General features: G+C 67.3%; 22 protein-coding genes. 14 read left to right on the top strand and 8 right to left on the bottom strand.

What is annotated here, in order from left to right; genetic code table 11:
* Positions 1-571: 571 nt before the first annotated feature.
* From rarD to VQ065_RS02800, 7 genes are all read right to left on the bottom strand, one after another.
* On the bottom strand, positions 572-1,468 hold the full coding sequence (gene rarD, locus VQ065_RS02770) for an EamA family transporter RarD (protein ID WP_003084792.1): 897 nt from the start codon (positions 1,466-1,468) through the stop codon (positions 572-574).
* 202 nt (positions 1,469-1,670) lie between these two features.
* The gene (locus VQ065_RS02775) at positions 1,671-2,645 is read right to left on the bottom strand and encodes a serine/threonine protein kinase (protein WP_003084794.1); all 975 of its coding nucleotides are present in this window, start codon (positions 2,643-2,645) and stop codon (positions 1,671-1,673) included.
* Positions 2,646-2,706: 61 nt separating this feature from the next.
* Positions 2,707-3,465, bottom strand: a complete 759-nt coding sequence (locus VQ065_RS02780; RefSeq protein WP_003084796.1) for a TOBE domain-containing protein — start codon at positions 3,463-3,465, stop codon at positions 2,707-2,709.
* Positions 3,466-3,532: 67 nt separating this feature from the next.
* On the bottom strand, positions 3,533-3,853 hold the full coding sequence (locus tag VQ065_RS02785) for a YfiM family lipoprotein (RefSeq protein ID WP_003084799.1): 321 nt from the start codon (positions 3,851-3,853) through the stop codon (positions 3,533-3,535).
* A 41-nt stretch (positions 3,854-3,894) separates the two neighbouring features.
* Positions 3,895-4,620, bottom strand: coding sequence for a ComF family protein (locus VQ065_RS02790; protein WP_014604095.1), 726 nt, complete (start codon positions 4,618-4,620; stop codon positions 3,895-3,897).
* Between the two features lie 138 nt (positions 4,621-4,758).
* A complete protein-coding gene (locus tag VQ065_RS02795) occupies positions 4,759-5,052 on the bottom strand; it encodes a hypothetical protein (protein ID WP_003084806.1) in 294 nt (97 codons plus the stop codon).
* A gap of 53 nt (positions 5,053-5,105) precedes the next feature.
* Positions 5,106-6,032, bottom strand: a complete 927-nt coding sequence (locus tag VQ065_RS02800; protein WP_003129068.1) for a LysR family transcriptional regulator — start codon at positions 6,030-6,032, stop codon at positions 5,106-5,108.
* A 117-nt stretch (positions 6,033-6,149) separates the two neighbouring features.
* Here VQ065_RS02800 and VQ065_RS02805 point away from each other — a divergent pair, with 117 nt between their 5' ends.
* The 5 genes from VQ065_RS02805 (at position 6,150) to VQ065_RS02825 (ending at position 10,467) form a co-directional block, all read left to right on the top strand.
* A complete protein-coding gene (locus tag VQ065_RS02805; RefSeq protein ID WP_003084810.1) occupies positions 6,150-6,908 on the top strand; it encodes a 5-oxoprolinase subunit PxpA in 759 nt (252 codons plus the stop codon).
* A 76-nt stretch (positions 6,909-6,984) separates the two neighbouring features.
* Positions 6,985-7,233, top strand: a complete 249-nt coding sequence (locus VQ065_RS02810; RefSeq protein WP_003084813.1) for an acetyl-CoA carboxylase — start codon at positions 6,985-6,987, stop codon at positions 7,231-7,233.
* A gap of 10 nt (positions 7,234-7,243) precedes the next feature.
* A complete protein-coding gene (locus tag VQ065_RS02815) occupies positions 7,244-8,620 on the top strand; it encodes an acetyl-CoA carboxylase biotin carboxylase subunit (RefSeq protein WP_003084815.1) in 1,377 nt (458 codons plus the stop codon).
* Between the two features lies 1 nt (position 8,621).
* Positions 8,622-9,500, top strand: coding sequence for a 5-oxoprolinase subunit B family protein (locus VQ065_RS02820; RefSeq protein ID WP_003084817.1), 879 nt, complete (start codon positions 8,622-8,624; stop codon positions 9,498-9,500).
* Positions 9,490-10,467: a 5-oxoprolinase subunit C family protein gene (locus VQ065_RS02825; RefSeq protein ID WP_003084819.1), complete on the top strand. Its 978-nt coding sequence runs from the start codon at positions 9,490-9,492 to the stop codon at positions 10,465-10,467. Before VQ065_RS02820 ends, VQ065_RS02825 begins: the two co-directional genes overlap by 11 nt.
* Before the next feature lie 43 nt (positions 10,468-10,510).
* Here VQ065_RS02825 and VQ065_RS02830 read toward each other — a convergent pair whose 3' ends face one another.
* On the bottom strand, positions 10,511-10,753 hold the full coding sequence (locus VQ065_RS02830; protein WP_073650955.1) for a fimbrial protein: 243 nt from the start codon (positions 10,751-10,753) through the stop codon (positions 10,511-10,513).
* Positions 10,754-11,067: 314 nt separating this feature from the next.
* On the opposite strand from VQ065_RS02830, the gene bioB reads away from it, so the two are divergent.
* The 9 genes from bioB (at position 11,068) to VQ065_RS02875 (ending at position 22,206) form a co-directional block, all read left to right on the top strand.
* Positions 11,068-12,126 (top strand): biotin synthase BioB, encoded by a 1,059-nt coding sequence (gene bioB / locus VQ065_RS02835; protein WP_003084824.1) that lies wholly within the window; start codon positions 11,068-11,070, stop codon positions 12,124-12,126.
* A 105-nt stretch (positions 12,127-12,231) separates the two neighbouring features.
* On the top strand, positions 12,232-13,437 hold the full coding sequence (gene bioF, locus VQ065_RS02840) for an 8-amino-7-oxononanoate synthase (protein ID WP_003084826.1): 1,206 nt from the start codon (positions 12,232-12,234) through the stop codon (positions 13,435-13,437).
* Positions 13,430-14,152: an alpha/beta fold hydrolase gene (locus tag VQ065_RS02845; RefSeq protein WP_003084828.1), complete on the top strand. Its 723-nt coding sequence runs from the start codon at positions 13,430-13,432 to the stop codon at positions 14,150-14,152. The genes bioF and VQ065_RS02845 overlap by 8 nt, the downstream gene beginning before the upstream one ends.
* Positions 14,145-14,969: a malonyl-ACP O-methyltransferase BioC gene (gene bioC, locus VQ065_RS02850; protein WP_003084830.1), complete on the top strand. Its 825-nt coding sequence runs from the start codon at positions 14,145-14,147 to the stop codon at positions 14,967-14,969. The genes VQ065_RS02845 and bioC overlap by 8 nt, the downstream gene beginning before the upstream one ends.
* Before the next feature lie 3 nt (positions 14,970-14,972).
* Positions 14,973-15,659: a dethiobiotin synthase gene (gene bioD, locus VQ065_RS02855; RefSeq protein WP_014604093.1), complete on the top strand. Its 687-nt coding sequence runs from the start codon at positions 14,973-14,975 to the stop codon at positions 15,657-15,659.
* Between the two features lie 108 nt (positions 15,660-15,767).
* Positions 15,768-15,998, top strand: coding sequence for a hypothetical protein (locus VQ065_RS02860; protein ID WP_003084835.1), 231 nt, complete (start codon positions 15,768-15,770; stop codon positions 15,996-15,998).
* A gap of 340 nt (positions 15,999-16,338) precedes the next feature.
* Positions 16,339-18,144: a phenylacyl-CoA dehydrogenase gene (locus VQ065_RS02865; RefSeq protein ID WP_003084842.1), complete on the top strand. Its 1,806-nt coding sequence runs from the start codon at positions 16,339-16,341 to the stop codon at positions 18,142-18,144.
* Between the two features lie 212 nt (positions 18,145-18,356).
* Positions 18,357-20,153 (top strand): acyl-CoA dehydrogenase C-terminal domain-containing protein, encoded by a 1,797-nt coding sequence (locus tag VQ065_RS02870; RefSeq protein WP_003084844.1) that lies wholly within the window; start codon positions 18,357-18,359, stop codon positions 20,151-20,153.
* A gap of 274 nt (positions 20,154-20,427) precedes the next feature.
* Positions 20,428-22,206, top strand: a complete 1,779-nt coding sequence (locus VQ065_RS02875) for an acyl-CoA dehydrogenase C-terminal domain-containing protein (protein WP_003084848.1) — start codon at positions 20,428-20,430, stop codon at positions 22,204-22,206.
* Positions 22,207-22,529 lie beyond the last annotated feature (323 nt).

Consider the following 22,529-nt stretch of genomic DNA (forward strand, 5'->3'; position numbering starts at 1 on the left):
TTCCCAAGCCAGGTGGACCAGCCTGTGGGTATTCTGTGTGGATAACCTTGCAGGTCTTTATCCATGGGCGATACAAGGGTTTGATCGTTTTCTGAGCAGCCTCTCTTGCGCTTTTGCTTGTGGATTAACCTTCGCCGCTGTTATTGCCCCTGTGCACAAATAACGTGGAGCAGTCTGTGGGTAAGCCGGGGAAGAATCCATGCAGGCCTTTATCCATCGGCACTCCAAGAATCCGTACGTTTTTTGATCGATGGCTTTTCCGGTTCATCCACAGTTGCTCACAAAAGCCTTGGGCAGCTTTGTGGATAAGCCTTGTGTATATCGCTGTAACCCTTGGTAATCCTGGCATACAGCGGTGTGCTCAAAGACTGATCAGGCGCTTTGCAGGGCTTCTTCCGACCAGTTATCCACGCGCCTGCGGGGAGGAGAAGGCAGGTCTATGCACAAAGTACGTGCATGAACCTGTGGAAAAGCCTGGGGTGGATCGCTGAGCGTCAGTATTGACAGGGGCTAGGAAGGAGTGCGCGTTTTTTCGCCAGGCTTGCGGAGTTCCGCAAGCCTGGGGATAACGTCAGCCCGGTTGCGGCAGGCGGCGCAGGCTGCGCCAGGCGTCGAAGCTGTAGACGGCCAGGGCGAGCCAGATGAAAGCGAAGGCGGTCAGGCGGCTGGAGTCCAGGTGCTCGCCGAACAGCAGGATCGCCTGTAGCAGGACCAGCGTCGGTGCCAGGTATTGCAGGAAGCCCAGGGTGGCGTAGGGCAGGTGCCTTGCCGCAGCGTTGAAGCAGACCAGCGGAACCAGCGTCACCGGGCCCGCGGCGACCACCCACAGGGCTTCCGGGGTGCTCCAGAAAGCCGTTTCGCTGGTCGGCCCGTCGGCGAACAACAGCAACCAGACCAGCGCCAGTGGCAGCAGCAGCCAGGTTTCCACCACCAGTCCGGGTAGCGCGGCGACCGGCGCCTTTTTGCGGATCAGGCCGTAGAAGCCGAAGGTCAGGGCCAGCACCAGCGACACCCAGGGCAGGCTGCCGAGTTGCCAGACCTGCTGCGCCACGCCCAGCGAAGCCAGGGCCACCGCCAGCCATTGCAGGGGACGCAGGCGTTCCTTGAGCAGCAACATGCCGAGCATCACGTTGATCAGCGGATTGATGTAGTAGCCCAGGCTGGCTTCCAGCATGTGGCCGTTGTTCACCGCCCAGACATAGGTCATCCAGTTGCTGGCGATCAGCAGTCCGCTGGCGGCCAGCACGACGAAGCGCTGCGGATTCTGGCGCAGCTCACGCCACCAGCCCGGGTGCTTCCAGAGCAGCAGCAGGACGGCGCCGAACAGGGCCGACCAGACCGCGCGCTGGACGATGATTTCCACCGCGGGAATGCGTTCGAGCAGTTTGAAGTAGAGCGGGAACAATCCCCAGATCACATAAGCCGTCAGGCCGAGGACATAGCCCCGACGGAGGTTGGCGGTCGCCATGGAGAATCCTTGAAACGTCAGGCAGGTAAGAATGGCCGTGCACGGCATGCACGAGCGGATGACCTGTGAATTCTAGTAGGGGGGTGGCGGGCTTGTCTGCGCACAGTTCCCGCGGAAAAGCACCGGCACACTTGCCGTTCCCTCGCCTGCCCCGCGGCGGGACGGATAGCGCCGCGCGCCATTCGCCCTGTCCGCAGGAGGCTCAGAACAGCCGCAGCGGTTCCTCGTCCAGCGCCGCCAGTTGTTCGCGCAGCACCAGCACCTGCTCGCCCCAGTAACGTTCGCTGCCGAACCAGGGGAAGCTCGGCGGGAACGCCGGGTCGTCCCAGCGCCGCGCGAGCCAGGCGCTGTAGTGCATCAGGCGGAGGCTGCGCAGGCCTTCGAGCAGCGGTAGTTGGCGCGGGTCGAAGTCGTGGAACTCGTTGTAGCCGTCGACCAGTTCGGCAATCTGCGCCAGGCGTTCGTGGCGCTCGCCGGCGAGCATCATCCACAGGTCCTGGAGGGCCGGGCCCATGCGGCAGTCGTCGAGATCGACCATGTGGTAGACCTCGTCGCGGCACAGCAGGTTGCCTGGATGGCAGTCGCCGTGCAGGCGGATCGGCTGGTAGGGCACCTCGGCGAACAGGGCGTCGAGGCGTTTCAGCAGGTCGCGGGCGACCGACTCGTAGGCCGGCAGCAGGCTCCTGGGGATGAAATTGCCTTCCAGCAGGGTGGCCAGCGAGGCGTGGCCGAAGTTATCCACAGCGAGCGCCTCGCGGTGCTCGAACGGCCGCGTGGCGCCGACCGCGTGTAGGCGGCCGAGCAACTGGCCGAGGCGGTAGAGCTGGTCGAGATTGCCCGGCTCGGGCGCGCGCCCGCCGCGCCGGGGGAACAGGGCGAAGCGGAAGCCGGAGAATGCGAACAGGCTTTCGCCGTCGCGCGACAGCGGCGCCACCACCGGCACCTCGCATTCCGCCAGCTCGGCGGAGAAGGCGTGCTCCTCGCGGATCGCCGCGTCGCTCCAGCGGTCCGGTCGGTAGAACTTGGCGATCAGCGGCTCGCCGTCCTCGATGCCGACCTGGTACACGCGGTTTTCGTAGCTGTTGAGCGCCAGCACCCGTGCGTCGCTGAGATAGCCGAGGCTTTCCACGGCATCCAGGACGAGGTCGGGGGTCAGTTGGTCGAAGGGATGGGACATGACGGGGCATCCAAGGCTCGAAAGACCCCTAGTGTACGCAAGCCGGCGCGGGCCGGCAGGTTCACAGCGGCGTGCCGAGCAGGACCTGGGCCGGATCGAAGGAGGCGATCACCTTCTGGCCCTTCTTCAGCCCCAGGCTGGCCAGGCGTTCGCCGGACAGCAGCGCGCAGAGGGTAAGACCGCTGCCCAGGGCGATGCGCACCTCGCTGGGACCGGCCTTGGCCGCGAGGATTTCCTCCAGGGTGCCGTGCAACTGGTTCGGCTGGTCCTCGCGCGGTTCCAGCCCGACGTCCAGCCAGCCGGCCTTGATCAGCGCCAGTACCGGGCGGCCGCGACCGAGTTCGAGTTGCTCGGTGCTGGCGCGGGTGATCAGCGCCTCGATGCGTTGCTGGCCTGGCAGCTCGATGGCGATGCGGTCGTGGAAGCCTTCGCCATGGATCGACAGGACCCGTCCGTGCAATTGGTTGCGTGCGCTGGTGCGGAGCATCAGGCGGCCGATCAGGTTGAGGTCCTCGGCGTCTTCCGCGGCCTGCAACACCTGCGCTTGCAAGGCTTCCAGGCGCCGGTAGAGAGCCAGCAGGCGTTCGCCCTCGGCGGTCAGTCGGGCGCCGCCGCCGCCCTTGCCGCCGACGCTACGCTCGACCAGCGGGCGCTCGGCCAGGTTGTTCAGTTCGTCGATGGCGTCCCAGGCGCCCTTGTAGCTGATGCCCACGGCCTTCGCCGCACGGGTGATGGAGCCCAGTTCGGCGATCTGCGCGAGCAGGGCGATGCGTTGCGGGCGACGGGTGACGTGCTGGGCGAGAGTGGAGAGTGCGGACATGGAAGCTTCGCTATGAGCGGACGTATACGGCGAAGGCTCCAACAGCCATGGGCAAAACGCAAGGGCGTCACTCGGCGGCCTGGTAGAGACCGTAGCCGGCGGCGGCGCCGGCCAGGTCCCAGGCGAGGTCCTTCCAGCTCCAGCCGCTGCCGGCGGAACGGCTGTCGTAGAGTTCCTTGCCGACGCCGAAGGCGAGCGAGAAGCTCAGGCCGAAGCGTGCCTGGCGAGCACCGTGCAGGCCGCGGTCGTGGGCCATCTGCATGCCCGCCGCGGCAAGGGCCGCGGAACTGGCGAAATGCAGGGCCTTGTCTTCGCCCAGCCAGTCGTCTTCGGCGAAGTGGCTGCAACCGCCGAGCAACAGGCAGGCTACGACCAGCAGTGCGCGCATGGATCCTCTCCCGTATCGGTTGCGCGGCAGTTTAGCCCAGCTCAGCCGGGCTTCGGCGTGCGCGCCAGGCAGTAGACGTCGACCCGCGCGGCGCCCGCCCGGCGCAACAGACGGGAAAGGCACTCGGCGGTGGCCCCGGTGGTGAGCACGTCGTCCACCAGTGCCAGGTGCAGCCCGCGAACATCGCTGGCGGGCGCCAGGGCGAAGGCGTGGCGCAGGTTGCGCCGCCGCACCGTCGCGTCCAGCCCCTGCTGGGCCGGAGTATCCAGCACTCGCCGCAGGCTGTGCGGATCGCAGCGCAGGTCCAGCTCGCCGGCCAGTCGCTCGGCGAGCTGTTGCGCCTGGTTGAAGCCGCGCCGACGTTCGCGCCGTGGCGCCAGCGGGACCGGCAGCAGGCGTGCCGGGCGCGGCAGGCCTTCGGCGTAGCGTTGCCGCAGGTGTTCCGCCAGCAACTCGCCGAGCAGCCGCCCCAGCGGCCAGGCCGCCTGGTGCTTGAAGCGGTTGATCAGGCTGTCGAGCGGAAAGGCGTAGCGCCAGGGCGCGATCGCCTGTTCATAGGCCGGCGGGCGGCGCAGGCACTCGCCGCACACCTGGCCGTCCAGCGGCAGGGGCAGGGCGCAGCGCCGGCACTGCTGGCGCGACCAGGGCAGGTCGGCGGCACAGGCGCGGCACAGCGGGCGGGGCGGCTGGTCGCTGCAGGCGGCGCAGAGCAGGCAGGCCGGCGGCGGCAAAAGCCAGCGCGTGAGAGGACGAAGCGGGAACGACATGGCGGGACTTCCTGGCGGATGTCGCACCATGCAACCGCAGGCGCGCGCCGCCGACCAGCCGTTGCCAGCGGGTTCGGAACTCGCCTGTGGATAACCGAAACCTTCCTTCGCTCCTTGCGGAAACGGCCGACGCGTGGATCAGTGGATGAGCCAGCTCATGACGATCAGGCCGAGCACCGTCCAGATCACCCCGCCGACTATCGAGCGGCGCATGAAGGCGCGTATGCCGCTGTAGAGCAGCAACAGGCCGAGCACCAGGAAGACGAAGCTGAACAGCGATGCGTCCATGCCGATGGCCCTGGCCAGGCCGTGGAGGAAGTCGTCCATGGCGCCCCAGATGCCGCCCAGCAGGCCGGAGAGCAGGTCCACCACGAAGCGGATCGCCCTGCCCAGCATCTCGCCCAGTCCGTCGAAAAAGCCTTCTGTACCCATGAGTGTCCTGTCCTGAGTGTTCCCAGCGTTGGATCAGAGATTAGCCGCCGGGTTCAGCGCCGGCTGCTGCTTTGCTGCGGAGCGAGGAACGACTGGCGGAAGTATTCGCGGAACGCGCGCATCCCGGCGCTCGCTTCGGTGTCGCGGCGCCAGGCCAGGCCGACGCTCATCGACGGCACCGGGTCGACCAGCGATAGCGTCTCGATGCGTTTGCCTTCCAGCGACCAGGGCCGGTACACCAGATCGGAGAGGATGGCCACGCCGGAGCCGTTGGCGACCATGCTGCGCACCGCTTCCACCGAACTGGTATGGAGGATCACCTGCGGCCGGTGGCCGCTCTGTTGCCAGTAGCGCAGCGCGCTCTGCCCGGCCTCGTCGACGGTGAGCATGATGTAGGGCTCGCCGGCCACGTCGGCCAGGCCCAGGTCGGCCTTCTCGCCCAGCGGATGGCGGCTGGGCAGCCACAACCGGCGCTCGGAGTTGAACAGGGTTTCGGCGGCGATCCCGGGCTCGGTGAGATTGCCGGTGAGCAGCACGGCGATGTCGTAGCGACCGTCGAGGAGGCCGCGCTCGATGCTGGCGCGCTCGTCCTCGAACAGTTGCAGCTCCAGTTCCGGGTACCACTGCGCCAGGCGTTGCAGGTGGTGGGGGAGGAAATAGCCCATCACGGTATAGCTGGCGGCGACCTTCAGGGTGCCGTCGACCCGGGTGTCCGGTTGCGGGCTGTTGAGCGCGTCGTCGACGCTGCGCTGGATCGAATAGGCGTGGTTGAGGAAGTGCCGGCCGCTGTCGGTCAGGTTCATGCCCTGGGCCGTGCGGGTGAACAGGGCGACGCCGAGCATGCCCTCCAGTTCCTGGATCGCGCTGGTCACCGCCGACTGCGAGATGTTCAGGTGGATGGCGGCCTGGGAGATCTGGCCGAACTCGGCGGTGGCGATGAAGTAGCGAACCTGGCGGAGGGTCAGGGCCATGGGCAGCATCCGGAAGAGGTATTTGTTTTTCAGAAACCAGTCTATCGAATAATAAATCTACCCAATACCTTTCCCGGCTTTTACCGTGGCTCCATCCAACAACAAGGCAGATGAGGCCAGCCGGCAATGACTGAAGTCGACCTCAATTCCGACATGGGCGAAGGCTTCGGCCCATGGACCATCGGCGATGGCGTGGACGCGGCGATCATGCCGCTGATCAGCAGCGCCAACATCGCCACCGGTTTCCATGCCGGCGACCCGAGCAGCATGCGCCGCACCGTGGAGATGGCCGCCGAGCATGGCGTGGCCATCGGCGTCCATCCGGGCTTCCGCGACCTGGTCGGCTTCGGTCGCCGGCACATCGCCGCGCCGGCCATCGAGCTGGTCAACGACATGCTCTACCAGCTTGGCGCCCTGCGCGAATTCGCCCGGCTGCAGGGCCTGTCGCTGCAACACGTCAAGCCCCACGGCGCGCTCTACATGCACCTGGCGCGCGACGAGGCCGCCGCGCGCCTGTTCGTCGAGACCCTGCAACGCCTGGAACCGGAACTTCTGCTCTATTGCATGCCCGGTTCGGCCACCTGGCGCATCGGTCGGGAACTGGGCCAGCCGCTGGTGCGCGAGTTCTACGCCGACCGCGACTACGACCGCAGCGGCTCCATCGTCTTCACCCGGCGGGTCGCCGCCCTCGATCCGCAACAGGTCGCCGACAAGGTCCTGCGCGCCTGCCGCGAGGGCAAGGTGCGCACCGTCGAGGGCGAGGACCTCGACATCGCCTTCGACTCGGTGTGCATCCACAGCGACACCCCCGGCGCCCTGGAGCTGGTCGCCAGCACCCGCGCGCGCCTGGAAGGCGCCGGCATCCGCATCAAGGCGCCGCGTTGAGCGCCGCTCGCCTCGGCGAGCCTCGCGACAAGCTTTTCTGCCATTTCCTACAACGTTCGAATAATGAGGATTCGTCATGGCCGAACATAACGTGCAGTCCCCCTTGCCCGGCACCTTCTATCGCAAGGCCAGCCCCGACGCGCCACCCTACGCGGAGGTCGGGCAGGCGGTCGAGGCCGGCAGCGTGATCGGGCTGATCGAGGTGATGAAGCAGTTTTCCGAAGTGCAGGCCGGGCAGGCCGGCATACTCCAGGCGTTCCACGTGGAAGATGGCGAGGCCATCGAGCCGGGACAGGTGCTGGCGGTGATCGCCAGCGCTACCTGAGGAGGACGCCATGCACAAGCGACTGAACAAGCTGCTGGTGGCCAATCGCGGCGAGATCGCCGTGCGCATCATCCGCGCCGCGCAGGCACTGGGCATTCCCACGGTAGCGGTGTGCAGCGAGGCGGATCGCGATTCGCTGGCCGCGCGGCTGGCCGATGAGGTACGTCTGATCGGCCCTGCGCGGGCCGAGCGGAGCTACCTGGATATCGAGGCGATTCTCATGGCGGCGCGGGAAACCGGTGCCGACTCGATCCATCCCGGCTACGGTTTCCTCTCCGAGAACCCTGCCTTCGCCGAAGCGGTGCAGGCGGCCGGACTGGTCTTCGTCGGTCCGGATGCGCAGACCATCCGCCGCATGGGCGACAAGGCCGAGGCGCGGCGTACCGCGATGGCCGCCGGGGTGCCGGTGGTGCCGGGCTCGCCCGGCGAGCTGGACGACCTCGACGCGGCGCTGGCCTGCGCCGAAGAGGTCGGCTATCCGCTGCTGGTCAAGGCCTCCGCTGGCGGCGGCGGGCGTGGCATCCGTATCGCCCACGACGCCGACGAACTGCGTCGGGAATTCCCCATCGCCCAGCGCGAGGCGCAGGCCGCCTTCGGTTCGCCGGCGGTGTACCTGGAGCGCTTCATCCGCCAGGCGCGGCACATCGAAGTGCAGATCCTCGGCGATGGCGAGCGCGCGGTGCATCTGTTCGAACGCGAATGCTCGCTGCAGCGGCGGCGCCAGAAGGTCTTCGAGGAGGCACCTTCGGCGGCGCTGGACGGCGCGCAGCGCCAGGCCCTCTGCGAGAGCGCCGTGCGCCTGGCGCAGAGTCTCGGCTATCGTGGCGCGGGCACCCTGGAATACCTGTTCGACGCGCACAGCGGCGAGTTCTTCTTCATCGAGATGAACACCCGTATCCAGGTCGAGCATCCGGTCAGCGAGATGGTCACCGGCATCGACCTGGTCCAGGCCATGCTGCGCATCGCCGCCGGCGAGGCGCTGCCCTGGCGCCAGGAGGACATTCGCCTGAACGGCGCGGCGCTGGAGATGCGGATCAACGCCGAAGACCCGGCGCGCAATTTCTTCCCCAGCCCCGGCACCGTGGAGCGCCTGGAATGGCCGCAGGGCGAGGGCGTGCGAGTGGACAGCCACCTGTATCCCGGCTACCGGGTGCCGCCGTACTACGATTCGTTGCTGGCCAAGCTGATCGTCCATGGTCGCGACCGCGACGAAGCGTTCGCCCGCGCGCGCCAGGCGCTGGAGCGCACCGTGCTGGCCGGCATGGCCACTACCCTGCCGCTGCACCGCTGGCTGCTCGCCGATGCGCGGGTACAGGCCGCGCAGTTCGATACCGCTACCCTGGAAACCTGGCTCGCCGAGCGGACCGCCGCCGCGCAGGAGGTTTGAGATGCACGCCAACATCCGCTACAGCTTCGGCGGCGACGAGCACCTGTTCGCCGAGGTCGCCGAAGCCATGTCGCTGGAAGCCTTCTTTCGCGGCATGGCGATCACCCGCGCGATCGAGGCCCTGCAATTGCCCGGGGTGCTCGACGTGTGCCTGGCCAACGCCTCGTTCCAGGTCCGCTTCGACCCCGACCGGCTGGCCCCGGAGGCGCTGCTGGAGACCGTGCGCGGCCTGGAAGCCGAGGCGGTCGCCGCGCGCAGCATCGAGACGCGTATCGTCGAAGTGCCGGTGTTGTACAACGATCCCTGGACCCACGAGACCCTGATGCGCTTCCGCGACCGTCACCAGGACCCGGACTCCACCGACCTCGAGTACGCCGCGCGGATCAACGGCTACGCCGACGTGCAGGCGTTCATCCAGGCGCACAGCGGCACGCCGTGGTTCGTCTCGATGGTCGGTTTCGTCGCCGGCCTGCCGTTCATGTACCAGATGGTCGAGCGCGAACGGCAGTTGCAGGTGCCCAAGTACCTGCGTCCGCGCATCGACACGCCGAAGCTGACCCTCGGCCACGGCGGTTGCTTCGGCTGCATCTATTCGGTGCGCGGTGCCGGCGGCTACCAGATGTTCGGCGTGACTCCGGCGCCGATCTTCGATCCCCGCCAGGGCCTGCCCTATCTCGAGGAATCGATGGTGTTCTTCCGCGCTGGCGACATCGTCCAGTTCCGCCCCATCGAGCGGACCGAATACGAGCGCATGGCGGCCGAAGTCGAAGCGGGCACATTCGACCTGCGCATCCGTCCGGTGAGTTTCGATCTCGACGCGTTCCTCGCCGATCCGCGAGGCTGCACGCAACGTCTGCAGGAGGTGCTGTATGTCGATTAAGGTGCTCAAGCCCGGCCTTGCCACCTCGGTGCAGGACGCCGGCCGCGAAGGCCACTATCACCTGGGTATCCCGCCGTCCGGCGCGCTCGACCAGTACGCCCTGCGCGCGGCCAACCTGCTGGTGGGCAACGCACCGACCGCCGCCGTGCTGGAGTGCGCGCTGCTGGGTCCGCAGCTGGAGTTCCAGCGCGACGCCCTGGTGGCCGTGTGCGGGGCGCGCATGACGCCTCGCCTGGAGGGCGCGGAGATGCCGCTGGATACTTCCTTCCGGGTTCGCGCCGGCCAGGTACTGGGGTTCGACTTCATCCGTGCCGGCGCCCGTGGCTATCTCGCCATCGACGGCGGCATCGCGGTACCCGAGGTGCTGGGCAGCCGTTCGACCTACGGTCTGGGGGCGATCGGTGGCTTGCAGGGACGGCGACTGGCGGAGGGCGACCTGCTGCCCCTGGGGCCTGCCTCGCCCTCTGCCGTGGAGGGCTTGGCGCTGCCGCGCTCGTTGCAGGTGGAGGTCGGTGGCGAGGTGAGCTTGCGGGTGGTTCCCGGGCTCTACGTCCATCGCCTGACCCCCGACGCGGTCGAGCGTTTCTTCGCCGAGACCTGGACCGTCGGCTCGGAGGCGGACCGCACCGGCTACCGCTTCAAGGGCGGCACGGCGCTCCGGTTCGAGCCGCGCGAACAGCCATTCGGCGCAGGCTCGGACCCGTCCAACATCGTCGACGCCTGCTATCCCATCGGCTCGATCCAGGTACCGGGCGGGCTCGAACCCATCGTCCTGCATCGTGATGCGGTGTCCGGTGGGGGATATGCCACGCTGGGCACGGTGATCAGCCCCGACCTGAACCGGCTGGCGCAGATGCAACCGAACCAGAAGGCGCGTTTCGTCGCCGTCAGCCTGGAGGAAGGTCTCGAGGCGCGTCGCCGTTACAACTGGCAAGTGCAACGACTCCAGCACTTCTTCCTGCGCTGAGTCGTCGATACCGGCCGCTTCCGTCTGCGAAGCGGCCTCCCGCTCACTTGTAGTAGATATCTATCGCAGCGGTGGCATTGAATCGACCCAACGTAGGTGCGTTGGTCATCCATTTCAGTTGGGCCAGGAAGTTCTTCACCACGACCTGGTCTTTGCTGTGTTCCACCAATTGGAATTCTTTGTTGAAGGGGACGATGCGACGGTCTTCTTGCCTGAGCACGGTGATGCCTACGGACTTGTTGTCTCCCGGCACCAACGTGTCGCCTACGGTGCTGGAAGAGTTCACGGGACTCAGAAGGGCTCCCAGGCCATAGGCGCTATGCAGTTCTTGCTTGCAGTGATCTGGAAAGGCTTCTCCTTGATGGTCTGGTTGGTGGCGGCTTGAAGCGCTTGAAGTAGGCCGAAGTCGAGTGTCTTGGGTGAAATGCTCAGGGGCGACGATCGCCGATGAAATGATCAAATATTGATCAGATGTATACCTGTGTCCTGGTCTGGGTTGACAGCGTCCTAGAGCCACTTATGATGCCCCTTAAGCCTGACCCCGGCGTGCCGGGGCTCCCCGACAAAAGGCGCCATGCAAGCGTCGAAGGAATCTTCCCCATGAGTGCAACCGCTTCCGTCGCCACCCGTCACGACTGGTCCCTCGCCGAAGTCCGTGCCCTGTTCGAGCAGCCGTTCAACGACCTGCTGTTCCAGGCGCAGACGGTGCATCGCGCGTACTTCGACCCGAACCGCGTACAGGTCTCGACGCTGCTGTCGATCAAGACCGGCGCCTGTCCCGAGGACTGCAAGTACTGCCCGCAGTCCGGCCACTACAACACCGGCCTGGACAAGGAGAAGCTGATGGAGGTGCAGAAGGTCCTCGAGGCGGCGGCCGAGGCCAAGGCCATCGGTTCGACCCGCTTCTGCATGGGCGCTGCCTGGAAGCACCCGTCGGCCAAGGACATGCCCTACGTCCTGGAGATGGTCAAGGGCGTGAAGAAGCTCGGCCTGGAGACCTGCATGACCCTCGGCCGCCTGACCCAGGAACAGACCCAGGCGCTGGCGGACGCCGGCCTCGACTACTACAACCACAACCTGGATACCTCGCCGGAGTTCTACGGCAACATCATCACCACCCGCACCTACAGCGAGCGCCTGCAGACCCTGGCCTACGTGCGCGAGGCGGGGATGAAGATCTGCTCCGGCGGCATCCTCGGCATGGGCGAGTCGGTGGACGACCGCGCCGGCCTGCTGATCCAGTTGGCGAACCTGCCGGAGCACCCGGAGTCGGTGCCGATCAACATGCTGGTGAAGGTCAAGGGCACGCCCCTGGCGGAAGAGAAGGACGTCGATCCCTTCGACTTCATCCGCACCCTGGCGGTGGCCCGGATCATGATGCCGAAGTCCCACGTGCGCCTGTCCGCCGGCCGCGAGCAGATGAACGAGCAGATGCAGGCGCTGGCCTTCATGGCCGGGGCCAACTCGATCTTTTACGGCGAAAAGCTGCTGACCACGAAGAACCCGCAGGCCGAAAAGGACATGCAGTTGTTCGCCCGTCTCGGCATCAAGCCGGAAGAGCGCGAAGAGCACGCCGACGAAGTGCACCAGGCCGCCATCGAGCAGGCGTTGGTGGAACAACGCGAATCGAAGCTGTTCTATAACGCCGCTTCCGCCTGACCATACTGGAAGGGAGGGCGCCGCCGTCCCTTCGTTGCAGCCGCTGATGTCGGCCCTGCGTGGACGGGTGCGCCTGCGTCCGTCCAGCAACACGAGCGACCTGCCATGTCCTTCGATCTCGCTTCCCGCCTCGCCAGCCGGCGCGCGGAAGACCTCTACCGCCAGCGGCCGCTGCTGGAGTCGGCCCAGGGCCCGGACGTCGTGGTCGACGGCCAGCCGCTGCTGGCCTTCTGTTCCAACGACTACCTCGGCCTGGCCAATCATCCCGAAGTGATCGCCGCGTTACGCGCCGGCGCCGAGCGCTGGGGCGTGGGCGGCGGCGCCTCGCACCTGGTGGTCGGCCACAGCGGTCCGCACCACGAACTGGAGCTGGCCCTCGCCGAATTCACCGGGCGGCCGCGCGCGCTGCTGTTCTCCACCGGCTACATGGCCAACCTTGGCGCGGTGACCGCGCTGGTCGGCAAGGGCGACACGGTGCTGGAGGACCGCCTCAACCACGCTTCGCTGCTGGATGCCGGATTGCTCTCCGGCGCGCGTTTCTCGCGCTACCTGCACAACGACCCGGCAAGCCTCGCCGCGCGCCTGGACAAGGCCGAGGGCAATACCCTGGTGGTCACCGATGGGGTCTTCAGCATGGACGGCAATCTCGCCGACCTGCCGGCCCTGGCCGCCGTCGCGCAGGCCCGCGGCGCCTGGCTGATGGTCGACGACGCGCATGGCTTCGGCCCGCTGGGCGCCAGCGGCGGCGGGATCGTCGAACACTTCGGCCTCGGCCAGGAGCAGGTGCCGGTGCTGATCGGCACCCTCGGCAAGGGTTTCGGTACCGCCGGCGCCTTCGTAGCGGGCAGCGAGGAACTGATCGAGACCCTGATCCAGTACGCCCGGCCCTACATCTACACCACCAGCCAGCCGCCAGCGGTGGCCTGCGCCACCCTGAAGAGCCTGGAGCTGCTGCGCCGCGAAAGCTGGCGGCGGCAACACCTGGCGGCGCTGATCGCCCGTTTCCGCCATGGCGCCGAGGCGCTTGGCCTGACCCTGATGGACAGCTTCACGCCGATCCAGCCGATCCTGGTCGGCGGCAGCCGCCAGGCCGTGGCCCTGGCCGGCATGCTTCGAGCCCGCGGCATCATGGTCGGCGCGATCCGCCCGCCAACCGTGCCGGCCAACAGCGCGCGGCTGCGCGTCACGCTGTCCGCCGCGCACAGCGAAGCGCAGGTCGACCGCTTGCTCGAAGCCCTCGGCGAAAGCTGGCGACAGCTGTCGTCTAGCCTTCTGGCAGAGATCGAAGCCGAGGAGGGAGACGATGCGTGACCACCTGATCCTGTTGCCGGGCTGGGGCCTGGGCAGCGCACCGCTGGAACCGCTGCGCGACGCGCTGCACGAGCGCGAGCCGCACCTGAACGTGTTGATCGAGCCGCTGCCGTCGCTGGACGATGCCGCCGACTGGCTCGACGAACTCGACGACAACCTGCCGCGCGATAGCTGGCTGGCCGGCTGGTCGCTGGGTGGCATGCTCGCCGGCGAACTGGCGGCGCGCCGCGGCGACGATTGCCGGGGCCTGCTGACCCTGGCCAGCAATCCGTGCTTCCGTGTGCGCGAGGACTGGCCGAACGCGATGCCGGCGGAAACCTTCGAGGACTTCTTCGAGGCTTTCCTGCTCGAACCGCACCTGACCCGCAAGCGTTTCACCCTGCTGGTCAGCCAGGGTGCGCGCGACCCTCGGACCCTGGCGCGGCAACTGCAGGTGGCTCTGCCGCAGCTGGAGCGCGAGGCGCTGGTCGCCGGCCTGCAGTTGCTCGGCCAACTGGATACCCGGGCCGCCCTGGAAAACTTCCGCGGGCCGCAATTGCATCTGTTCGCCGAAGCCGATGCGCTGGTGCCGGTGGCCGCCGCCGAGGCCCTGCTCGAGTGGCTGCCGGACGTCGAGGTCTCGACCCTGGCGGCCAGCCACGGCCTGCCGCTGGAATGCCCGGACGAGGTGGCCAGCGCAATCCTGAGATTCCTTCGCGAGGGTGACGATGCCTGACGATTCCGCGCCGCTGCTGGCGCCCCATGGCGTTGCCGCGCTGCCCGACAAGCGCCGGGTCGCCGCGTCGTTTTCCCGCGCGGCGGCCAGCTACGACGCGGTGGCCGAACTCCAGCGCGGCGTCGGCGAGAGCCTGCTGTCGGCATTGCCGGAAGGCTTCTCGCCGCGCCGCTGGGTCGATCTCGGCTGCGGCACCGGTCATTTCAGCCGGGCCCTGGAACGCCGCTTTGGCGCGGCCGAGGGCCTGGCTGTGGACATCGCCGAAGGCATGCTGCGGCATGCCCGCGCGCGCGGCGGCGCCAGCCATTTCATCGGCGGCGACGCCGAGAGGCTGCCGTTGCGCGACGGCAGTTGCGACCTGCTGTTCTCCAGCCTGGCCATCCAGTGGTGCGCCGACCTCCCGGCGGTCCTGGCCGAGGCGCGGCGGGTCCTGCGGCCGGGCGGCGTGCTGGCGTTCAGCAGCCTGTGCGTCGGTACCCTGGGCGAGTTGCGCGACAGTTGGCGGGTGGTGGACGGCTTCGTCCACGTCAATCGCTTCCGCGCCTTCGCCGACTACCTGCAACACGCGGCCGGCAGCGGTCTGCTGCCGCTGACCCTGCGCCACGAGGACCGGGTCCTGCATTTCCCCGACCTGCGCAGCCTGACCCACGAACTCAAGGCGCTGGGCGCGCACAACCTCAACCCCGGGCGGCCCGACGGCCTGACCGGGCGCCAGCGCATCCGCGCGCTGGTCGCCGCCTACGAGCGTTTCCGCCAGCCCGAGGGGCTGCCCGCTACCTACCGCGTCGTCTTCGGCGTGCTGCGCAAGGATTCCTGAACCATGCCGGCGTTCTTCGTCACCGGTACCGACACCGAGATCGGCAAGACCACCATCGCCGCCGGCCTGCTCCACGCGGCCCGGCGTGCCGGCCTGAGCACCGCCGCGGCGAAGCCGGTGGCCTCCGGCTGCGAGCCCACGGCGCAAGGCCTGCGCAATGGCGACGCGCTGGCGTTGCTCGGCCAGTGTTCGCTGGCGCTGGCCTACGAGCAGGTCAACCCGCTGGCCTTCGCGCCGGCCATCGCCCCGCACCTGGCGGCGCGCGAGGCCGGCGTCGAACTGAGCGCCGCACGCTTGCACGAGGCGGTGCGCGAGGTGCTGGCGCTACAGGCCGATCTCACCCTGGTGGAGGGCGCCGGCGGTTGGCGCGTGCCGTTGCAGGGTCGCGAGAACCTCTCCGACCTGGCGCGCCTGCTGGCGCTGCCGGTGGTGCTGGTGGTCGGCGTGCGCCTGGGCTGTATCAACCATGCGCTGCTCAGCGCCGAGGCGATCCTGGGCGACGGCCTGGCGCTGGCCGGCTGGGTGGCCAACGTGGTCGACCCGGCTACCTCGCGCCTGGAGGAGAACCTGGCGACCCTCGCCGAGCGCCTGCCGGCGCCCTGCCTGGGCCGGGTACCGCGCCTGGAGGAAGCCACTCCCGAGGCCGTGGCCGCGCACCTCGACCTGCGGCCCCTGGGCATCGGGCTATAAACAGCGGGCCGTCCATAACCAACGGGCGGTACCCAGCGCCGGCCAAGTCTGCTTGAATAGAAGCCACTTGCTATCGTAGCGGCGCGTGCGCGTCCCCAGGAGTAGAGGGTGGAAATTTCCGGCAACGCTTTCGTCAGTGGCCTCAATGCGGTGCAGTCGGGTAGCGCCCGCGTCGCCCAGGCCGGCAGCGAGATCGCCCGCAACACCGTGGAGGCCCGTTCGCCCCAGGCCGAGCAGATGGTCGAGCTGACCCGCGGCAACCTCGAGGCGCAGAGCGGCGCCCGGGTCATCGAGGTAGCCGACGAGACCCTCGGCACCCTGATCGACACCCACGCCTGACTCCCTGGTGGCCGGCAGCGGTCGCCCCCGACTCTTTCTTTTCCGACTGTCACCCGGCGGCCCCTGAAGCCTGCCGGGCGCTTCGCCATGGGCTTTACTGAGAGAGACGAAAGCGCTTTGGATGGTCGTTGCAGCCAGTGATTTCGGGCATGACCGAGCGGTCGGTTCGGATGCTTGACAAGGGATTGGCGTAAACGTATGTTTCAAACGCCTGTTTGAGAGTCGGGACGCATGAGTGCGTCCGGCAAGGCGACCGGGAGCGATCCCGCACTGCGACCGCAGACTCTGGACATCCGTCCGGTCGCCGATTAACCAGAACCCTTCGTAGAGGTTGACTGCTATGCCTGATTACAAGGCCCCCTTGCGTGATATCCGTTTCGTTCGCGACGAGCTGCTGGGCTACGAAGCGCACTACCAGAGCCTGCCGGGCGCCGAAGACGCGACTCCCGACATGGTCAACGCCATCCTCGAGGAAGGTGCGAAGTTCTGCGAACAGGTGATCGCTCCGCTGAACCGCGTTGGCGACCTGGAAGGCTGCACCTGGAGCGCCGACGGCGTGAAGACCCCGACCGGCTTCAAGGAGGCCTACCAGCAGTTCGTCGAAGGCGGCTGGCCGAGCCTGGCCCATGACGTCGAGCACGGCGGCCAGGGTCTGCCGGAATCCCTCGGGCTGGCCATCAGCGAGATGGTCGGCCAGGCCAACTGGTCCTGGGGCATGTACCCGGGCCTGTCCCACGGCGCCATGAACACCCTGCATGCCCACGGCACCGCCGAGCAGCAGGCGACCTACCTGACCAAGCTGGTCTCCGGCGAGTGGACCGGCACCATGTGCCTGACCGAGCCGCACTGCGGCACCGACCTGGGCATGCTGCGCACCAAGGCCGAGCCGCAGGCCGACGGCAGCTACAAGGTCACCGGCACCAAGATCTTCATCTCCGCCGGCGAGCACGACATGGCCGACAACATCGTCCATATCGTCCTGGCCCGCCTGCCCGACGCCCCGCAGGGCACCAAGGGCATCTCGCTGTTCATCGTGCCGAAGTTCCTGCCCAACGCCGAAGGCAACGCCGGCGAGCGCAACGCGGTTTCCTGCGGCTCCATCGAGCACAAGATGGGCATCCACGGCAACGCCACCTGCGTGATGAACTTCGACGCCGCCACCGGCTTCCTGATCGGCCCGCCGAACAAGGGCCTGAACTGCATGTTCACCTTCATGAACACCGCTCGCCTGGGTACCGCGCTGCAAGGCCTGGCCCACGCCGAAGTCGGTTTCCAGGGCGGCATCGCCTATGCTCGCGAGCGTCTGCAGATGCGCTCGCTGACCGGTCCGAAGGCGCCCGAGAAGCCTGCCGACCCGATCATCGTGCATCCTGACGTGCGCCGCATGCTGCTGACCATGAAGGCCTTCGCCGAAGGCAACCGCGCGATGCTGTACTTCGCCGCCAAGCAGGTCGACATCGTCCAGCGCAGCCAGGACGAAGAGCAGAAGAAAGCCGCCGACTCGATGCTGGCCTTCCTCACGCCGATCGCCAAGGCGTTCATGACCGAAGTCGGCTTCGAGTCCGCCAACCACGGCGTGCAGATCTTCGGTGGCCACGGTTTCATCGCCGAGCACGGCATGGAGCAGAACGTCCGCGACAGCCGCATCTCGATGCTGTACGAAGGCACCACCGGCGTTCAGGCCCTCGACCTGCTGGGTCGCAAGGTGCTGATGACCCAGGGCGAGGCGCTGAAGGGCTTCACCAAGATCGTGCACAAGTTCTGCCAGGCCAACGAAGCCAACGAAGCCGTCAAGGAATTCGTCGCTCCGCTGGCGCAGCTGAACAAGGAGTGGGGCGACCTGACCATGAAGGTCGGCATGGCCGCCATGAAGGATCGCGAGGAAGTCGGCGCCGCTTCGGTGGACTACCTGATGTACTCCGGCTACGCCTGCCTGGCCTACTTCTGGGCCGACATGGCGCGCCTGGCCGCCGAGAAGCTGGCCGCCGGCACCGGCGAGGAAGCCTTCTACAAGGCCAAGCTGCAGACCGCGCGCTTCTACTTCCAGCGCATCCTGCCGCGTACCCGCGCCCACGTCGCCGCCATGCTGTCCGGCGCCAACAACCTGATGGAGATGGCCGAGGAAGATTTCGCCCTCGGTTACTGATGGCACGGGCCGCTGGCGGCCCGTTCCCCAGGTGAGAAAGAGCCCGCCCTTCGGCGGGCTTTTTCATGCCTGCGATCCGCTGCATCCTGGCCTTCCGACCTCGGGGTTATGGCGTTGCATTCAGCGTCCGCAGCGTGATTGTAGGCGCCCGCCCGGCGCAGTAGCTTCGAGGGATTCGCGCCTGTGGGGCGCCCCTGCCGAGGAGAACAGAGATGCCGGAATACAAGGCTCCGCTGCGCGACATGCGCTTCCTGATCGATGAGGTATTCGACTTCCATGGGCGCTACCAGGCGCTCGGCGCCAGCGACGCGACCCCGGACATGGTGGCGGCGATCCTCGATGAAGGGTCGAAATTCTGCGAACAGGTTCTGGCGCCGCTGAACCGCTCCGGCGACGAAGAGGGCTGCCACTTCGACAACGGCGTGGTGAGCACGCCCAAGGGTTTCAAGGAAGCCTATGCACAGTACGTCGAGGGTGGCTGGAACGGTGTCGCCAGCGATCCCGCGTACGGCGGCCAGGGCCTGCCGCACTCGCTGGGTCTGCTGCTCAGCGAGATGATCGGCGCCAGCAATGTCTCCTGGGGCATGTACCCGGGCCTGACCCGCGGCGCCATGTCGGCGATCCACGCCCACGGCAGCCAGGCGCAGAAGGACCTCTACCTGGCGCGGATGACCGCCGGCACCTGGACCGGCACCATGTGCCTGACCGAGCCGCACTGCGGCACCGACCTGGGCATCATCAAGACCCGCGCGGTGCCGAACGCCGACGGCAGCCATGCGATCAGCGGGACGAAGATCTTCATCTCCGCCGGCGAGCACGACATGAGCGAGAACATCGTCCACCTGGTGCTGGCCAAGCTGCCCGATGCGCCGGCCGGGACCAAGGGTATCTCGCTGTTCATCGTGCCGAAGTTCCTCCCCGACGCCGCCGGCGAGGCAGGCGTGCGCAACGCGGTTTCCTGTGGCTCCATCGAGCACAAGATGGGGATCAAGGCCTCGGCCACCTGCGTGATGAACTTCGACGGCGCCACCGGCTACCTGATCGGCGAGCCGAACAAGGGCCTGCACTGCATGTTCACCATGATGAACCACGCCCGCCTGGGCACCGGCATGCAGGGCCTGTGCCTTGGCGAGACCAGTTACCAGGGCGCCGTGCGCTACGCCCGGGAGCGCTTGCAGATGCGCTCGCTGACCGGGCCGAAGGCGCCGGACAAGCCGGCCGACCCGATCATCGTGCACCCCGACGTGCGGCGCATGCTGCTGACCATGAAGGCGTTCAACGAGGGCAACCGCGCGCTGGCTTACTTCACCGCCCAGTTGCTCGACACCGAGCACCTGTCGCAGGACGCCGCCGAGCGCGAGCGGGCCGCCGACCTGCTGGCCTTCCTGACACCGATCTGCAAGGCCTTCATGACCGAGACCGGGCAGGAGGTGACCAACCTCGGCATGCAGGTCTACGGCGGCCACGGCTACATCCGCGAGTGGGGCATGGAGCAGTTGGTCCGCGATTGTCGCATCGCACAGATCTACGAAGGCACCAACGGCATCCAGGCCCTCGACCTGCTCGGCCGCAAGGTATTGGGCAGCCAGGGCAAGCTGCTGCGCGGTTTCACCAAACTGGTCCACCAGTTGTGCCAGGCCCAGGCCGAGCATCCGCAACTGAAGGGACAGGTCGCGCAACTGGCGGCGCTGAACGCGCAGTGGGGCGAACTGACCCAGCAGGTGGGCCTGGCGGCGATGAAGAATGCCGACGAAGTGGGCGCCGCCTCGGTGGACTACCTGATGTTCTCCGGCTACGTGACCCTGGCCTATTTCTGGTTGCGCATCGCCCTGGTGGCGCGCGAGAAGCTGGATGCCGGCAGCGGCGAGGCCGCGTTCTACGAAGCCAAGCTGGCCACCGCCGACTTCTACTTCAGTCGCCTGCTGCCGCGCACCGCGGCGCACGCCGCGGCGATCCAGGCCGGCGCGGCGGGCCTGATGAGCCTGTCGGCGGAGCAGTTTTCGCTCTAGCGGTTGCCGGGGCAGGGGCGCGGCGCTTCTTCCCCCCGGTTTCTCCCGCACTCGCCGGGCCCGCCGGACTCCCGGCGAACTCGCTCGAGCCCGCGAAAAGCGGGCTTTTTCATGCCTGTCGCATAGAAGACCGATATAGACTTAATGGTCACGACGTGACGCTACAAGTCCGAAATGTTGGTGGTGTAGACTCGGCCGCGGCACACCTTTCGTGCCTCCATTTTGTTGCCGCTGGCCCCCGGCCGGCGATCGGTACGATCGAGGATTCCCCCACATGGCTGATTACAAAGCTCCGCTGCGCGACATGCGCTTCGTCCTCAATGAGGTGTTCGAGGTCTCCCGGCTCTGGGCGCAACTGCCGGCGCTGGCCGAAGTGGTCGACGCCGAGACCGCCGCGGCGATCCTCGAAGAGGCCGGCAAGGTCACCGCCGGTACCATCGCCCCGCTGAACCGTCCGGGCGACGAGGAAGGCTGCCAGTGGAACGCTGGCGCGGTGAGCACCCCGGCCGGCTTCCCCGAGGCCTACCGGACCTACGCCGAAGGCGGCTGGGTCGGCGTCGGCGGCGATCCGGCCTACGGCGGCATGGGGATGCCCAAGGTGATCTCGGCGCAGGTCGAGGAACTGGTCAACTCGGCCAACCTGTCGTTCGGCCTGTATCCGATGCTGACCGCCGGCGCCTGCCTGGCGCTCAATGCCCATGCCAGCGACGAACTGAAGGACAAGTACCTGCCGAACATGTACGCCGGTATCTGGGCCGGTTCCATGTGCCTGACCGAGCCGCATGCCGGCACCGACCTGGGTATCATCCGCACCAAGGCTGAGCCGCAGGCCGACGGCTCCTACAAGATCAGCGGGACCAAGATCTTCATCACCGGCGGCGAGCATGACCTGACCGAGAACATCATCCACCTGGTGCTGGCCAAGCTGCCCGACGCCCCGGCCGGGCCGAAGGGCATCTCGCTGTTCCTGGTGCCGAAGGTGCTGGTCAACGCCGACGGCTCGCTGGGCGAGAAGAACAGCCTGGGTTGCGGCTCCATCGAGCACAAGATGGGGATCAAGGCCTCGGCCACCTGCGTGATGAACTTCGACGGCGCCACCGGTTGGCTGGTGGGCGAGGTCAACAAGGGCCTGGCGGCGATGTTCACCATGATGAACTACGAGCGCCTTGGCGTCGGCATCCAGGGCCTGGCCACCGGCGAGCGCTCCTACCAGAGCGCCATCGAGTATGCCCGCGAGCGTATCCAGAGCCGCGCGCCGACCGGCCCGGTAGCCAAGGACAAGGCCGCCGACCCGATCATCGTGCACCCCGACGTGCGCCGCATGCTGCTCACCATGAAGGCGCTGAACGAAGGCGGCCGCGCCTTCTCCAGCTACGTCGCGATGCAGCTGGACACCGCCAAGTACAGCGAAGACGCGGTCACCCGCAAGCGTGCGGAAGAGCTGGTGGCGCTGCTGACCCCGGTGGCCAAGGCATTCCTCACCGACATGGGACTGGAAACCACTATCCATGGCCAGCAGATCTTCGGCGGCCACGGCTTCATCCGCGAATGGGGCCAGGAGCAACTGGTGCGCGACTGTCGCATCACGCAGATCTACGAAGGCACCAACGGCATTCAGGCGCTCGACTTGGTGGGACGTAAGGTGATCGGCAGCGGCGGCGCCTTCTCCCGTCACTTCACCGACGAGATCAAGGCCTTCGTCGCTTCCGCCGACGAGGCCCTGGGCGAGTTCAGCAAGCCGCTGGCGGCCGCCGTGGAGAACCTGGAAGAGCTGACCGCCTGGCTGCTCGACCGCGCCAAGGGCAACCCCAACGAGATCGGCGCGGCGTCGGTCGAATACCTGCATGTGTTCGGCTACACCGCCTATGCCTACATGTGGGCATTGATGGCGCGCACCGCGCTGGCCAAGCAGGGCGAGGACGACTTCTACGCCAGCAAGCTGGGTACCGCGCGCTTCTACTTCGCCCGCCTGCTGCCGCGCATCCATTCCCTGAGCGCCTCCGTGCGCGCCGGCAGCGAGTCGCTGTACCTGCTGGACGCCGAGCAGTTCTGAGGCCTGGCGCCTGAGACGGAAAGCCCCGCGATGCGGGGCTTTTTTCTGGGCGCCGGGGGCTCGGCGCGCGGGACGGGTGGGGGTGGATATCCGCTTGCGGCTATCCGCCATTCCCAGGGTTTTCTCGGGGCCGTGATGGGACAGGGTGATCGGCGGATAACGCCGTTGGCGTTATGCCCTAGGGCTCCTCGCGCAGGGTGGGCGGTAGGGCGAATAACCGCTTGCGGTTATCCGCCATTCCCGTGGTTTTTCTCGTGCCGTGAGGAGACAGGGTTGTCGCGGTCCGTCGCGGAGGATACGGGGATATCCGTTGATGGCGTCTC

Origin of the sequence: Pseudomonas sp. KBN10P06128 (assembly GCF_037574945.1) — a bacterium.
GTDB lineage: Bacteria > Pseudomonadota > Gammaproteobacteria > Pseudomonadales > Pseudomonadaceae > Pseudomonas > Pseudomonas aeruginosa.